Source organism: Flagellimonas hadalis, assembly GCF_007785775.2.
In the GTDB taxonomy this organism is placed as follows: domain Bacteria; phylum Bacteroidota; class Bacteroidia; order Flavobacteriales; family Flavobacteriaceae; genus Flagellimonas; species Flagellimonas hadalis.
On sequence record NZ_VNIK02000007.1, the window covers coordinates 145440 to 162565 of the forward strand.

The window sequence follows — 17126 nt, forward strand, 5'->3', positions numbered from 1 at the left end:
TGTGCAGAGTTTTGGATTTGATAACTAAAAAACAATTCAATAATGAGCAAGAAGATAGGAAGAAACGATAAATGCCCATGTGGCAGTGGCAAAAAATACAAGAAGTGTTGTATGAATTCTGGTCGTACGTTTAGTACTTCACATACTCAGCAACAACCTCGCCCATTTTTCTCTGAATACAATTCAATTGACCTTCTAAAGTCCTTCGCTGGTCTCACCTTGCTCGCCCAAAATCACGGTAAGAACGTCCGTTTCGAAGAGCTTTCGAGGATGTCCCTAAGAAACTTTAATGACGATAAGCCTAATGTGTCTCAAGCAGCATTAACGACCTTCCTAAATGAGAATTACCCCTCACATTATCTGGAAGATCCTGTCACGAACCTATTCATAGACTTAATCACATTCTATGGTGGTGACTACATTATTTTCCCGGGCATTACAGAAGGTGGTAGCTATGTGCCCTCCAAGCTATTAACGGCAATTTACAATTGGCCTGATTCAGGCATTCCAGACTGGTTTAAAAGCAATTGCATGCATGCAGCTCTGCTAATATTAAATCTATCAGACAGAGTTGCTGCCCGTTTAGGATATGGCCGATACCAATTTGAAAAAGTTGAGAGTAACCTCATATCTATTCCTGATTCAACACACCTTGCAGAATTAAAAGCAGCCGTTACTCTTTCTGAGGAGGAAATAACCCAATTACTTCAATCTAAGCAAATAGCAAGGGAAGCGCTGGACATGTTTATAATTGACATCAACGATCCTGAATTAGCTAATGATCATATTGAGGAAAGTCCGTTGCTGACTAAACCAATAATTCACCACAATGGTGAATACATCATTACCTCCCCGGCAACACTCAGCTATGCTTTGGTCGATTTCATTCATTCAGAAGCAAGCACATCGGGCTGCCTCCCTGCTGTTAGCAATGCCTATCATAATGTCATTTGGAATTACACACAGCTTCACTTGAAGCAACTTGGCTTTTCACGAATTGATATTCCTGCAATTTCAGAAAATACAGACCCTACCATAAGAGAAGTGATCTATCGCTTTGATGATGACAAACTTGCATTTGTTCAATACAGAACATCAGGTGAAGCAACACATGAGCAAAGAAAGCAACAGATTATAAACAGCACCCTGGCGTTACCTGAATTTGCTGGTCACCAGTTTATGGACATCTCCCTGATTTCTTCAATGGGTAAAGACATGTTCTTCATGTATGGCAATACTGTAAACTCTGTGAGTATAGGAATGCCAATCTATGATTTTTACACATTGGTGAAATTGAAAGAACATGACGCAATTGACCTTTGGAATTTCGCCAACGCAAGAGATAGTCAGATCCCAGGCAGCAACATGTTTGGAGCTTCTTTTTTGGATGTCTTTAAAGTATACAAGGAAAATGATGATTCCTTTTATGTTTCAGATGATAGTTCCGGTGTTATCCTTCACGTAGAGCCGGGATATGCAGGTAGTTTATATCAGGAAGCAAAGCTTCTTTCTGATGAGCATTCAGCAACACGATTAGTCGAAGGTAGGCTTGCGAACATCCCTGTGACACGAAAGGATAAGTATGCTCCAATTTATTGCTCCATTGATGAATTGTCAGCAGGCAATCTCAATATGGCTGTTGAAGGGTTTCCTTTACCTGTTTGGGTTTCCCCGAATAAAAACTCATTTGACATCCCTGCATCTGCAAGAGGCTTGTATTTTGAAATGACTGACGCCATCGCTTTTTGGTTATGGCAATGTCAGGAATTTATAAATGCCGACTTATCTCATCTTGAGCAAGCTCCTATTGCTTTTAGATTCGAATTTGAGCAGGAAGACCGTTTCAATCCTATAGAACGAAACTTTGAACGTGATCCTGAATTGGCCGGTCATTTCAACATATCAATTGATGGCAATACTATCTCAATTTCGATACCACCTGCCATTATACCATATCTGTACGGGGCAGACAATCAAGGAGAGCGAGAATTAACAAGGCAGATTCTTCGAGGAATAAATCTCCTGTTGGAGGCTCAACAGAAGCCGACTATCGAGAATGAAAGGATTAATCAAATTGTTGATGCGGCTGCACCACTCGGAGTGAAGAAGAAAATTTTTATTCTGGATTCAGCTGATAATCTATTACTCGATCCTTCAAACCTTACAAGCCATAGATATATACAAGGCTACAATGTGAATACCATATTAAATAGTCTTATTCCGGGCTTGGACAACTTATGCCCTCCAGTTGGAGAGATTACTGATAAAGCTGTAAAGACCAAATTGACAAGGGATGTAGTGATGCGAGTATTGCTACCTATGTTGCAGACAACAATTAGCCAATACCCTAATGAACCTCTCCTCAAAAGATTATTCAATCTCAATGAAAGCTTAATTCATAAAAGAGAAGAACTAAGAGTCAAAACACCAACCCGAATTGCATGCTTTGTTACTCAGGAACAACAAACAAGTGATTTGCAAGATAACCTTGCTAAACTCAATCAAACGACCATTGCGGTAAGGTGTTTAATAGAACATCTGGCTGCAGAACCCTCCACTGGCAATAAGATCATTAGCACAACTGCTATAGATGAGCTAGTAGCCATAATGAACGCAATAATCGATTGGGGTTCTATGGGTGATCAGATTGAATTTGACCTTTTCGAAATAGAAATGGGCATTTTGCCTTCAGGTCGTATAGGTACAAGCAAACAACTCTTCCGAGAAATTTTTGACCCATATCACGCCTCCAAGTCTAAAGAGAATGTGCGTGATGCTCAAGACACTTTCGAACAAGTATTTCCACAACTGAATCCTATGGAGGGCTCAGACGTACCCGAAAGTCTTGATAAAGCTTTCACAGAAGAGTTTGGAATCTCCTTCACAAGGTTGTGTGAGGTAGTAAATGACTTGGGAATTGTAGCCTATTCCCAACCTAATGCATGTGCAACCATGCTGAAAAAGGATTTATACATTGAAATAAACAAGCATGATCACACCTATACTGAGGAAGAATTTAATACAGCAATAGCATATCTGAGTTTATTCAATAGAGGAAAAGTACATCGTGTTCCTGCTGGTTTTGACAATATTGACATTTCACCTTGGAGGTTTAACAGAAGACTTTCCCTGCTTCGCAAGCCTTTAGTTTTGGTTGACAACCCCACAGACCCAGACAACCCCACCGTTTACTGGGGATTTAGACAGCTACTTTCAAGTAGAACGTATTGGTATGACCAATGTACCACCAACAGACTAAGGGTAAGTGAAGATGGACCAGTACAAAGGGTCTTAGGCAAGCTGGCACAACATAATGGTAAAAGATTAGTGGAATCCGTTCTGAATGAATTTGAAACAGATGACTTAGTAATTGATTCTGAAGTTCCAATCAATCCAAAATCAGACCTCAAAAATGATACTGACATAGGTGATGTTGATGTTCTGGTAATAGACACTTCCACAAAGACCATTTACAGTTTAGAATGTAAAAGCATGGCTCCAAGTCGAAACATCAAAGAAATGATTGGCGAGGTTGACAAACTATTTGGGAGTGATTCAGAAAAAGGTTGGATCGATAAACATGTGGAGCGAGATACCTGGTTAAAGGCAAATTTGGATCAACTCAGTACAAAGTACGACTTGGACTTATCTGATTATACAGTGAAGTCCTTTTTTGTGACTCAGGAAGATATGTTGACACCATACCTAAAAACAAGGCAATTGGCTATGCCATTTGTCACGCTGTACGATTTAAAAGAAAAAGGATTAAAAGCTCTTAATTAAAAGATTAATACAATGGTACCATCATTTAAAGAAGACCATATATCACAGCTTCCCGCACTAAAGCTGCTTATGAATATGGGCTGGAAATACCTCTCTCCAGAGCAAGCTTTAGAAGCCCGTGGAGGCAGGACATCCAATGTGTTGTTGGAGACCATTTTGAAGGATCAACTTCAAGTCATCAACACCATTGAATACAAGGGCAAAGAGTTTCCCTTTTCTGATGCCAACGTAAACAACGCTATTCTTGCCATTCGTGACCTTCCGGTTCAGGATGGTTTTATTGCTGCCAATAAAGCCTTTTATGAACTCATCACCTTGGGCAGGAGCTTTGAGCAGTCGGTTTTAGGTGATAAAAAGAGCTTTTCATTCCATTACATTGATTGGAAACATCCTGAAAACAACACTTATCACGTATCAGAAGAGTTTAGTGTGCTCAGAAGTGGCAGCAGTGAACATTACCGCCCTGATATTGTATTGTTTATCAATGGTATTCCAGTTGTGGTTATTGAGTGTAAGAGTCCAAAGATCAAAGACCCAATCGACAAATCAATTGAGCAACATCTTAGGAATCAGCAGGAAGATGGAATACGTGCATTATATCAATACTCCAACTTGGCCATGGGACTGTCCACCCATGAAGCCAAATACGCCACAACTGCCACTCAAAAAGAGTTTTGGAGTTTTTGGAAAGAACTCTTTAAAACAAAAGCGGAAGAAACTGCCTGGCTCGATAAGCTCCAAGCTTTAAAAAATCAGCCACTACCTACCAACGAAAGAACAACGCTTTTTCAAGAACGGTATAAAAACGTTTTGACTTTCTTCCAGAACCTCGAAAAAGAAGAACAGGCGATAACAGAACAAGACAAGCTACTATTTAGCATTTGTAAGCCAGAGAGACTTTTAGACCTATTCTTCAACTTCACTCTCTATGATGATGGGATCAAGAAAGTCACTAGGTATCAGCAATACTTTGCCGTTCACAATACCTTGGATAAGATCGTAAAAACAGATAGCGAAGGATTAAGAAAAGGCGGTGTAATCTGGCACACTCAGGGAAGTGGCAAATCCCTCACTATGGTCATGTTGGCTCAACTGATTGCTACGCATCCTCAAATCAAGAATCCTAAAATCATCTTAGTTACTGACCGTATTGATTTGGACGATCAAATCACAGAGACGTTTAAAAAATGTCAAATACCAGTAGAAAATGCTCAAACAGGCAAGCACTTGGTAGAGCTTCTTTCCGGCACAGGTGATACAGTTATCACTACTTTGATTCATAAATTTGAAGCGGCTGTTAATCAGGCCAAAGAAGGATTTGATTCACCCGACATTTTTGTTTTGGTAGATGAAGGACATAGAAGTCAATATGGTACATTCAATATCAAAATGCAAAAGGTATTTCCTAAAGGTTGTTTTATAGCCTTTACAGGAACTCCTTTAATGAAGAAAGAGAAAAGTACTGCAAATCGCTTTGGAGGTTTGATAGATGTTTACTCTATTACCGATGCAGTTGAAGATGGAGCAGTAGTCCCCCTACTTTATGAAGGTCGCCATAACTTAATTGAAGTGAATGAAAAGCCTTTGGATAATTATTTTGATCGAATATCCGAACCGCTCACCCCTTATGGTAAAGCTGCTCTCAAGAGAAAGTTTAGTTCCACCAATCAGCTTAATAAAGCGGAAGAGATTATCTACGCCCGTGCTTGGGATATTTCAGATCACTATGAGCAAAACGTTCAAGACATACTTTTTGGAAGTTTAAAAGCTAAGGGGCAGTTAGTAGCTCCAAATAAGACGACGGCTTTACGTTATCGGGAGTTTATCAAAGAACACAAAAAGGTTAGCTGTGAAGTCCTGATCTCCCCTCCTGATGTGCGAGAAAACTATGAGGATGCTTTTGAAGAAAGCGACGATTTGATATTAAAGTTTTGGAAAGCCATGATGGATAAATATGGCAGTCCGGAGAACTATGAAAAGTCGTTGATCAACTCGTTCAAAAAGCAAGATCACCCTGAAATAATCATTGTGGTAGACAAACTGCTTACTGGCTTTGATGCTCCCAATAACTACGTTTTGTATCTCACTCGCCAGCTCAAAGAACACACGCTACTACAAGCGATTGCGAGAGTAAACCGTTTAGCTCCAGGCAAGGAACACGGTTTAATTATAGATTACTATGGCAATCTGGAGAATCTTGACAGTGCATTAGAAACCTATTCAGGTACAAACAACTATGATGCAGCTGATCTGGAAGGTACATTGACCAACATCAGTGAAGAAATCAAAAAGTTACCGCAAGCGCATTCAGAAGTATGGGACATCTTCAAAGAAGTCAAAAACAAGTATGACGAACCTGCCTATGAAATGCTATTGCAGGATGAGGCCATTCGCCACATCTTCTATGAAAAGGTATCGGCTTTTTCTCGCTTGTTAAAGCTAGCCCTATCGAGTTTTGAGTTTATCAGTAAAACTCCGGAGCAGCAAATAAATAAGTACAAACAGGATGCTAAATTTTTCCTTGGATTAAGAATTGCGGTCAAACGAAGATACTTTGACGATCTTGAATATAAGGAATACGAGCCACAAGTTCAGAAACTCATTGACAAGCATATTACCACAGAAGGTGAAATTCTTCGTATTACTGAAATGGTCAATATTTTTGATAAAGAAGAAAGGGATCGTGAAGTTGAGAAGATAACCAGTAAGGCAGCCAAAGCCGATCATATTGCTAGCAGGACTATAAAAGCTATCAATGTGAAAATAAATGAAGATCCAGTTTACTATAAAAAACTTTCAAGACTTATTAGAGATACTATTGAAGACTATCACCAGCATCGTATTTCAGAAGCTGACTATTTAAATAAAGCGAGAGAATACGAAGATCAATTTCATAATGGTAGACAGGACAATGTGCCGGAGAACCTTTCTGGAAATGATACCGGTATTGCCATTTATAATTTAGTGAATGAGATTTTTAAAGGAAACTTAAAGCGTTCGGAAGGCTCACAAAACATTGCTGCATTGATGGCTGAAGGTATTGACGAAGTTATTAAGTCTATTGTATTTGAAAACGGGAAGCCAATAATTGATTGGGTAAATAAATCAGATATTGAAGGAAGGATAAAAATTGATATTGACGATTATTTATTCGATTTAAAGACACAGCAAGGTATAGAATTGCCCTTTGACCTAATAGATGAATTGGTTGAAGAAGGAATCAAAGTAGCTAAATTGAAATATGTCTGAAACGCTTAACATAAAATCTATAGAATTTGGTTCGAGAAAAATCACCTTTGAACTTTCTTATAAGGATCGAAAAACCCTTGGCATTCGGGTGTATCCTGATTGTAAAGTAAAAGTGATTGCTCCGTATAATACCACAGAGGAGAAACTGGAAGCTAAACTTCGGGAAAAAGCACCTTGGATCATTAAACAGCAGCTTGAATTTTTATCCTATCATCCATTAACACCACCAAGAAAATATATTAATGGAGAAACTCATCTTTATTTAGGTAGGCAATATAAACTTAGAATAGAGAAGTCAGAAACTAATGAAGTAAAGTTATTTAGAGGAAGATTATTAGTGTTGAAAAAGGATAATAAATCCGCTAAAAGTCTATTGTCTGAGTGGTATAGAGAAAAAGCTTTCGTTCATTTTGCGGAAACATTGAAAAAAACAATTCCGCTTTTTAAACGATTTGATATTGATGAACCTGAGATCCAAATTAGACTAATGGCCACTCGCTGGGGAAGTTGTACCTCTCAAGGCAAAGTAATTTTAAACCCTGAATTGATAAAGGCTCCTAAAGGAAGTATTGAATACGTTATTATTCATGAATTATGCCATTTGGTTCACCACAATCATACTCGAGCATTTTATGCTTTACAAGAAGCAATCATGCCAGATTGGAAAAAATGGAAAGAAAGACTTGAAACCTCTTTGATATGATTTAAAGGAATTATATTATGATAATAACTAGAGAAATAACACAATATTCTGATTTTGGCGCACATATATTCATAAAAAAGAATTGTATAGTATAAGAGAAATAGAGAAAATGTTAAATCCATTTCTATTATATAGGAATCGATTAATCTAATGATTCTATGACTGAACAACAAAAGATAAGGAAATTTGAATCGGATATATTGGATATAGCCCATATTAATTACGAATTCTATCAATATTCTGAGGATGTTGTTATTCCTTATTTATTACAAGTCTATGGAGATACTGAAAGACATAGAGACAATCTAATAGCAAATGGGCAAGATGCCCATAATGTATCCATTTATTTAAGTAATATGATACACGGAATTGGTCATTGTATTAGATGGATGCTAAAACAAAACCAACCATTGCATAGGGATATATCCGATGAATCACCAAGGCAATTACAAGAAATGGCTGCCGATTTTTTAGATTGGGGAACCGGATATCATATGATTGCTCAAGAATTTGTTACATGGTCGAGAGGAGTTAAAACAGCTATTTTTAGCGAAGAGAATAAAACTATAACATTTTTAAATCCCGAGGGGTATAATTACTCCAGTGTGTACGATAAACAACTTTTGTACGCTAAGCAAATGCAAGTAGTTTATTATAGTTATCCCCATGAAGAAATGGAAAGCGAATATGAAGAGTGGTTAAAAGATATAGATTTTTCTTCGCCTCCTATAGCTAATCATATAGACTGGGATAGGGGCAGAGATTCTAAATCTTATCCCCTATTATATAGAAAAATGTGTGAAATATTGTTTCCGGAACTAGAAGAAATTACGGAATTTGATGGTTATAACCTGAGACAACTTCGACAATTTTATGCTCTATTTTTTCTAAATTTTCATTTTATTCGCTGGACGGAAGCGGTCTTAGACTCTAAATCAGGAAAAAATCTTTCTTTTGGTTCGAATCCATTATATTTGAGTACTAATCAATTTGAAAATTTGGCATCCACTATTACGGGACTCCCGAAGAAAGTAGTTGCTGCAATAATTAATGATCTTACCTTTAATCCTAATACTTTCCACACAAGTGTTAGTATTCAGCCACTTATACTTTCTTCATCTGGCACATACTATATCTTACCGAACCTCTTTTCGCAACTAGAGCCATCAAGAATGATTTTAGGGGCTTTAAATAAAGGATCTAAAAAGAAAATTTATGATAAGCTAATCAATTTGATTGAAAAGTGTAATCTCAAAGAACTCTACAACTCTGTAAAAGATGTAGGCTCTTGGACACCTTATTTGGAGAAGACGATCAAATTCGGTGGTAAACAGATACACCCTGACCTTATTCTTATCAATTCAGATGATAGATGTATATATATTATAGATTATAAACATTTTATTGGGCCAATTTCTGCTTCTGAAGTAGATTATAAAATGAATGAACTTAAAAAGGGCAGTAACCAAGTAAAAAATTATATTGAGTTATTTAGAAAACTATGTAAAATTGGCACAACTAATATTGAAGGTTTTGCTACATATGGCTTATTGATAACTCATAAGCCATTACCTGTCCCTATTTCCGATAATATAGATATTCCTATTTTGGACATGTTAACATTCAAACAAAAGATAGCTTCCATCAAAGAAGGCAAAGGAAGTATTAATGAACTAATGGGAATTATTGAGGATGATAAAAATCACGAGAATGTTTTTACTCCTTTTGAAAATGAAATAAAAGTAGGTGAATGGAAAATTATCCGTTCTCAGCATAAAATAACTCAATCAAAATAATTATGCCTAAAGTAGGACAATTAAACGATTCATTTTTAGAACCTCACCATATTTTGAGTAGGATAGAAAAACACTTAATAGGTAGCTTTGTATTTGAGAAAATGCAGAGCGAAAATGGAGCGAGGAGAAACTCAAAACATAGAATACAAGCAGGCTTGGAGAGATGAATATCTGAAATGGATTTGCGGTTTCGCAAACGCAAAAGGAGGGCATATATACATTGGCATTGATGATAGCGGAAATATTACCGGTGTAGATAATTATAAAAAGCTGATGGAAGACATTCCAAACAAGTCTGTTAACCATTTAGGACTTGTGGTTGATGTGAATCTGCATGCGGCTGAAGGAAAAAATTATCTTGAAATTATTGTTCCAATTAGTAATATACCTATTGCTTATCATGGTGTTTATCACTACCGAAGCGGAAGTACTAAACAAGAACTTAAAGGAATTGCTCTACAAAACCTGTTACTCAATAAAATGGGAAAGAAATGGGAGGATATGGCCGTTGAAGGAATAACATTTTCCGACCTTAATGATAATAGCATCCAAGCATTTATTATTAAGGCAATTGAGAAAGATCGTATTCCTCCAAATACACTAAACATTGGCAAAGAAACGCTATTCAAAAACCTTGGACTTCTTACGAAACAAGGTCAGCTAACAAATGCCGCCGTTTTATTATTTGGGAAAAATCTAATCAAGGTATCAGTAACGGCAAGTTTCAAGATTGGACGATTTGGAAAATCCAGCCATGATCTTTTGTTTCAAGACATAGTTGAAACCAACATTTTTGAAATGGCTGATAAAGTAATCGAAACCCTTAAAACCAAATATTTGGTTAGACCTATTTCTTATAAAGGATTGGAGCGTATGGAACCATTGGAATATCCGGAAACAGCCTTAAGGGAAGCGATTTTAAATGCTATTATTCATAAAGATTATTCCAGTACTTATACCTTTCTTCGAGTGTATGATGATCGATTACATTTATGGAATCCGGGAACTTTACCAGAAGAATTGACAATTGATAAACTAAAACAAGAACATTCATCCTATCCCCGAAATCGAAATATAGCCAATGCATTTTTTAAAGCTGGTTATATCGAATCCTGGGGGCGAGGGATAAATAAAATCATTGATGCCTGTAAAGAGGCAGGATTGCCTGAACCGATTATTGAGGAAGATCAAGGTGGGGTAAGTGTTACTTTTCTAAAGGATATTTATACAGAAGAAATTCTGAAAACATACAATCTTGAATCTCGACATATTAAAGCTTTGTTATTTATAAAAGACAATGGTCGAATCAATAATAAACAATACCAAGAACTTTTTGAAATCTCCAAGAGGATGGTGTCTTATGATTTACAAATGCTTGTTGATAGGAATTTTATAACCAAAATAGGTTCCACAGGAAAGGGAACCTACTATATTCTCCAAAGGGGAAATAAAGGGGTAAAATAGTCTCCAAAAGGGCAATAAAGGAGCAATTGTACAAAAACTATATATATTGAATCTACTTCTGTCTCCACACAGGTAATTACTTTGTTCCGATTTCCAAAATCCAAACGCTCACGCAAGGTATGTTTGTGGTGTTGGTAAATACCTTTTGTAAACTGGAAAATTCATTTATAGTAGAGTAATACCTGCAAGGATTGAATAAATTTGCAACTCAAATGCTAAAGTAATGAACGAAATTATGGATCAGGATTATCATCCTAAATTTATGTTGAGAGCAATTGAGCTTTCGAAAATGGCATACAAGAGCGGCAAAGGTCTTCCAATTGGCTGTGTAATTGTTAGAAATGGTAAAATTATTGGAGAGGGACATAATGAAATTTTTGAGCGGGTCAATCCAACATCACACGGAGAAATTGTCGCTATTGAAAGGGCTTGCAGAAATATCAATGATCTTCAATTATCTGAATGCCAAATGTACACCACATTAGAACCCTGTCCTATGTGCTTAGGTGCTATTTATTGGGCAAAAATTCACAAAGTTTATTATGCGAATACAAATGCTGATGCCGCTAAAGTTGGGTTTGATGACACATTTATATTTGATGAATTACGAAAAAGTGCCAATGAGCGTAAAATTAATTTCTTGTATGTGCCCGATAAAAATGCAATAACCGTTTTAGAAGAATGGAAATCCAAAGATTTAATATCTGCCCAACCTTGGAATGGTAAATAATGTCAATTAATCTTGTCCATCAAATTATTGTTCCATTCAAGTTATAGGTATCAGGCACAATGATATTAATACTGATAGTAGTAAATTGTGATAAACTATTCTTAGTCCAATATAGGAAGTCCATAAGGAGTTCATTGAAAGAAAGAAAATACTATATTTCTTCAAAGGGGCAATAAAGGGGCAAGAACGCCTTTAAAGGGGCAATAAAGAAGCAATTGAACAAAACTACTTCTTAAACCATTTATAAATAAGTGGTTTGATTTTTTAAGCAGCTAGTATATCAGCTAAAAGCTTTAAATCCTCTATTAATTGGTTCGAGTTTTGTACCATATCGTTCACAAGGTAGCGATACCAAACACACGGAAACCCTGCAAAATCTACGAGATTGCAGGGTTTTTGACGTTTTTGGGGCGTCATTTAATTCGGTTTGATTTGATTCGTCAACGAAATCAGGGTCGTCAGCGAGGTATAAGCGAGGGCTATTGTTAATGGGAAAAGAGCAAATATTGGCCTCAAACGAAAGATTGACATTCAACTTTGGGGCAACCAAAGCAAAAAGGCAATCGGGAAACACCCTGAAAAAATGGTTCTGCCCTCTTTAAGAAACTTTATTTACATTGTGTATTCCTCCAATTTTGTGCTATAGTTTTTTTAGGCTGGGATTGTTTCAAAAATCTCTTTACATATGACGTAAGTTTGCCATATCAACCTTAGAGCAATTAAAATGAACAAGTTAAGGTCAAAATTAAACGTTTAGGCCAAAAAAGCCTATTTTGTAAATCTAAACCTCAACCATTACAGGCATTGCATTTAGGCCAGTACCATAACATATGCTCCAAGGCGAACTCTTTACTCGTCCTATTCTTGTTTTTCTGTTTTCGAGTTTTGGTGCCAATTTATGCACAGGAGCCTGTGGATATGCAAGGACAATTGTTGTTCAACAACCTAACGGTGGATGATGGTCTTTCCCAAAACAGCGTAGTGGGCATTGCCCAGGACAGCACCGGATATTTATGGTTGGCCACATTGAACGGCCTGAACCGGTACAGCGGAACGGACTTTGTACACTATGAAAAACAGTTTGCCTATACCATCCATCCCATGTTCAGCAAACCTGGAGGGCTTTATGTGGACAGACAGGACAGGTTATGGATCGTAATTGCCGGCAAACTTGAACTTTATCGCCCAAAAACCAATGACTTTAGACGAATTCCTTCTTTTTCAGATGTCACAAAGATCCATCAAGCGCAAAATTTAGACCTGTACATTGGCACTTATGGCAAGGGAGTCTTTAAAATAGACGCAGAAACAAAGGATACCCTCCTGCTTCCGAAGCCTGAAAAAACAACTATCACGGCTCTTGATTTCCATGAATTCGATAAGAAAATATGGATGGCCTGCAACGAGGGAATCTATGCCTATGACCCTCTTTCCAATCTTATGGAAACAGTGTCAATAGAAGGCATTCCCGCCCTCAATTACAGTGCCCTCGAACATACTCGGGACAGTACGCTATGGCTGGGAACTTCAAATAAGGGACTTTTTTACCAATCGCCGGGCCATGACGGGTTTCTTCCCTTCAAGCACAAGGAACTACCCGAAAATCTCATCATCAGCAGTCTATTGGTGGACAGCAAGGACCAATTATGGGTCGGCACCTACGGTAATGGGGCGTACTTGTACAATCCGGCCAACAAAAGTGTCGTCAACTTTAAAAAAGAAAGAAGGACCTCCTTTGCTGTTCAATACAACGACCTGCCTTTTGTCTATGAGGATGGGACAGAAGTTATTTGGATTGGTTCCGATGGTATGGGGGCCTATTATTATGACCCATATTTGTTCAAATTCAATGTGCTCACCAATGACCAGTTGCCCTATGATGTGGACGTTGGAATGGTGCGTAGCATAGCCTCCGACCCGCAAGGGAACATATGGATAGGGACTTCTGGCAATGGTCTTACGTTGATAAATACAGAAACGGACAACTATGTCACCTACAACACAGACAACTCCCCTTTGTCCAGCAACCGGGTCGTAAGTTTGATGCATGATGGAACAGACCTGTGGATCGGGTATGCCGGTGCCGGACTCAACATTAGGGAGCCTTCTGGAAAATACCTGTCCTTTCCCAAAATAAAGACCTATAACATCTATGGCATTGTCAAAAAATCCAATACGGAAAGTTGGCTTTGCACGGAACATCATGGGCTTGTTCTTTTTGACAAGTACAATGGGACCATAGAACAATTCAACACCCAAAACTCCAAACTTACCACCGATAACATAAGGACCATCGAAAAAGGGAACGATAGTATTTGGTGGATGGGGACAGAGGAAAAAGGATTGTTCAGGCTTTCCATGGCCACTAAAGAGATTTCCCCCATAAACGAAATTCCAGATAAGGTGAAGTCACTTTATTTTGATGATGGGATCCTTTGGATAGGGACCAATGGCAACGGCCTGAAAAAATATGACACAGCAACTGGAGAAACCCTTCATTTTTCAATTGAACAAGGTCTTTCCGATAACGTGGTGTATGGCATCCTGGCCGACGACAAGGACAACCTTTGGTTGAGCTCCAACAAAGGCATCACCCAGTTCAATACAAAAGATTTCAAAGTCACCAATCATAACGATCAGGTCTATCTTCAATTCAACGAGTTCAATACAGGTGCCTACCACAAGGACAAGGAGGGCAATCTGTACTTTGGCGGGATAAAGGGAATCAACTGGTTCCGCCCCAATCACATAAAGACCAATCCCTACAGGCCCAAAACGGTGATCACCAATATAAAGGTGTTCAATGATACCCGAAGCCTTTCTGAGGAAATTCCATTGAAACACACACAAAACACCATCACCTTCACTTTTGCCTCATTACAGTTTTCCCAACCCAAATTGAACCATTACAAATACCGGTTGGTGGGGTATGATGACGATTGGGTCTTGGCAGGAAACAACAATGAGGTGCGCTACACCAACCTTTCGCCCGGAACGTATAGCTTCCAGGTCGTATCCAGTAACTACGACCGTCTATGGGGCGATGAACCCGCCACCTACAACTTTGAGATTGAGCAACCTTGGCACTTTACCAATATGGCAACCGCTGTGTTCACCACATTCATTCTCCAAGGATGCTTCATCGCCATTGGCCTGTTTATGCTTCTGCTCTATTTTAGGTTGAGAAAGCAGGATTACCTTTTGTATGGAATCTATATTCTACTCTTCGCCGCCTATTTTTTCCTACGGATAGACCTAGAGCTCCAAACTGGTCTATTTTGGACGGACAGCGACTCCATTTATTATTTTTTGACACCCATCATTTTCTTGGTCACTGGGATATTCATTGCCTTTGTCAATTCGTTTGCGGAAATTCGGGAACACCACCCCGGGTTTTCAAAAGAAATACAACGGTTTGCCCTCTTTACCTATGTAGTGGCCGCAGTAGCGTTCCTCTACCTTTTGCTCACCAAGGACTTCACCTTAGTGAAGGACCATTTGAATTTGGTTTTGTTGCCCTTGCACCTGTACGCCATGTATGCCGTGGTCAGGGCCTTTATTGTTGTGAAGTCTCCTTTGCGTTACTATATCCTGCTAGGCAATATATTCCTTATCGGGTTTTCCATGGTCGGGGTATATTATGGCTCCAAGAATGCCTTTTCAGGAGGTGCCGAGGGAAACAATGTATTCGGTTTCTATAGCTTTAATATTTCGCAGATGGGAGTGTTTTTGGAGATGATCGTATTCTCTCTGGGTCTGGGACATAAATTTTACCTTGTTGAAATAGAAAAGGACAAGATCCAGAGAACGGACGAACTAAAGACCAAGCTCTATACGGACATTTCCCACGAAATACGCACTCCTCTGACCCTTATCTCTGGCCCTATTGAGCACCAACTGGGCCGAAAAGGACTTTCCCAAGAAGACAAGAAAGAGCTGTCGCTCATCAAGGACAATGCCCAGAGACTATTGGGTTTGGTCAACCAAATGCTCGACCTTTCCATGATAGATTCCGGCCACCTAAAACTCAAAGTTGAAAAAGGAGACCTAAGAGGTGTGTTGGTCCAATTGGTGGAAGCCTTTGCCTATATCGCGAAGGAGAAAAACATAACGATCACATCTGAGTTCGGAAAAATGGACGATGCTTGGTTCGACAGGGATGTCGTGGAAAAGATAGTTTCCAATCTTTTGTCCAATGCAGTGAAATATGCACCTAAGGGCAGTCAAGTATTGGTAAATGCCAGAAAAGAGCAGGACAGTTTGGTCCTCTCCACAGTAAACAACACCAATGGAATGGAAATTGAAGACCTCGGCAAGTTGTTCAATCGGTTCCACCAGAACAATGCAGCTTCGGAAGGGGTCGGCGTTGGCCTGGCATTGGTCAGGGAGCTGGTATCCTTATCCCAGGGAAGTATCATTGCGCACAATATTGGGGAGAACATGATCCAATTCACGCTCACATTGCCCATAATCCAATCAGCTTATGGGTCAAACGGTCTGGACAAGGTCATTGCCCCTAGAAACAAAACGGTTCTTGGCCAGACCACAAAAAAAGGCACCAAAAAAACATCCCTACTCCTTGTGGATGATGATACGGATATTTTGGCCTATTTGGTCTCCATTTTCAAAAATGATTACACCATCCTGAAGGCACGGAACGGCAAGGAAGGCGTAGAAACGGCCATGGACCAACTTCCGGATCTGATCATCAGTGATATTATGATGCCGGTTCAAAATGGTATCGAACTCTGTAAGATCATTAAAAATGATGAACTCACCAGCCATATCCCTGTAGTTTTGCTTACGGCCAAGGCAGGAGAGGAAAACCAATTAAGAGGGCTAGAGACCGGGGCCGACGCCTATGTGACCAAACCGTTCAGCCCTACTGTTTTGAAGGTGAGGGTAGAAAAACTTTTGGAAAATAGGATACGCCTTCAACAGCATTATTCCAAGACCTTCAAAGTGGACCCGGGACTTGTACCCACCAAGACAGAGACCGAGTTTTTGGGGCGACTCCAGCAAGTTCTGGACAAGAACATCACAACCCCTGACTTTACCAGCGAAAAGTTTTCCCAACTGATGCACATGAGCCGTTCGCAGCTCCATAAAAAGTTACATGCCGTCACAGGAATGTCCACCACGGAATTTGTACGGACACAGCGCATCAACCTGGCCAAAGAACTACTGGCCGAATCCGATGCTTCCATCTCGGAAATTGCCTATCAGGTCGGGTTCAACACTCCTTCTTATTTCAACAAATGTTTCAAGGAGATTGTGGGCTGTACTCCAATCGAATACCTCTCCAAACAGGTGTAGGACAAAGCATTACCATCACTTGAAACATATGTTCCATCATTGGAAACATATCTTCCATACCAAAGCTGTTGGCCAGCCTACATTT

7 protein-coding genes are annotated in these 17126 nt (G+C 39.0%); all 7 read left to right on the plus strand.

All coding sequences use genetic code 11. The features are described 5' to 3' along the window. Positions 1-42 precede the first annotated feature (42 nt). On the plus strand, positions 43-3783 hold the full coding sequence (locus FOT42_RS18335; RefSeq protein WP_226789873.1) for a YecA family protein: 3741 nt from the start codon (positions 43-45) through the stop codon (positions 3781-3783). 12 nt (positions 3784-3795) lie between these two features. After that, positions 3796-7032 (plus strand): type I restriction endonuclease subunit R, encoded by a 3237-nt coding sequence (locus tag FOT42_RS11795; RefSeq protein ID WP_151890770.1) that lies wholly within the window; start codon positions 3796-3798, stop codon positions 7030-7032. Next, a complete protein-coding gene (locus FOT42_RS11800) occupies positions 7025-7735 on the plus strand; it encodes a M48 family metallopeptidase (protein ID WP_151890771.1) in 711 nt (236 codons plus the stop codon). The genes FOT42_RS11795 and FOT42_RS11800 overlap by 8 nt, the downstream gene beginning before the upstream one ends. 158 nt (positions 7736-7893) lie before the next feature. Continuing rightward, entirely contained in the window at positions 7894-9531 is a 1638-nt protein-coding gene (locus FOT42_RS11805; RefSeq protein ID WP_151890772.1) for a hypothetical protein, read from the plus strand. A 114-nt stretch (positions 9532-9645) separates the two neighbouring features. Further along, positions 9646-10995 carry an ATP-binding protein gene (locus FOT42_RS11810; protein WP_151890773.1) on the plus strand — a complete coding sequence of 450 codons (1350 nt, stop codon included), beginning with the start codon at positions 9646-9648 and terminating at the stop codon, positions 10993-10995. 223 nt (positions 10996-11218) lie between these two features. After that, a complete protein-coding gene (locus FOT42_RS11815) occupies positions 11219-11725 on the plus strand; it encodes a nucleoside deaminase (protein ID WP_151890774.1) in 507 nt (168 codons plus the stop codon). 918 nt (positions 11726-12643) lie between these two features. Continuing rightward, complete coding sequence (locus tag FOT42_RS11820) at positions 12644-17041, plus strand: two-component regulator propeller domain-containing protein (protein ID WP_192938384.1); 4398 nt, start codon at positions 12644-12646, stop codon at positions 17039-17041. Positions 17042-17126 lie beyond the last annotated feature (85 nt).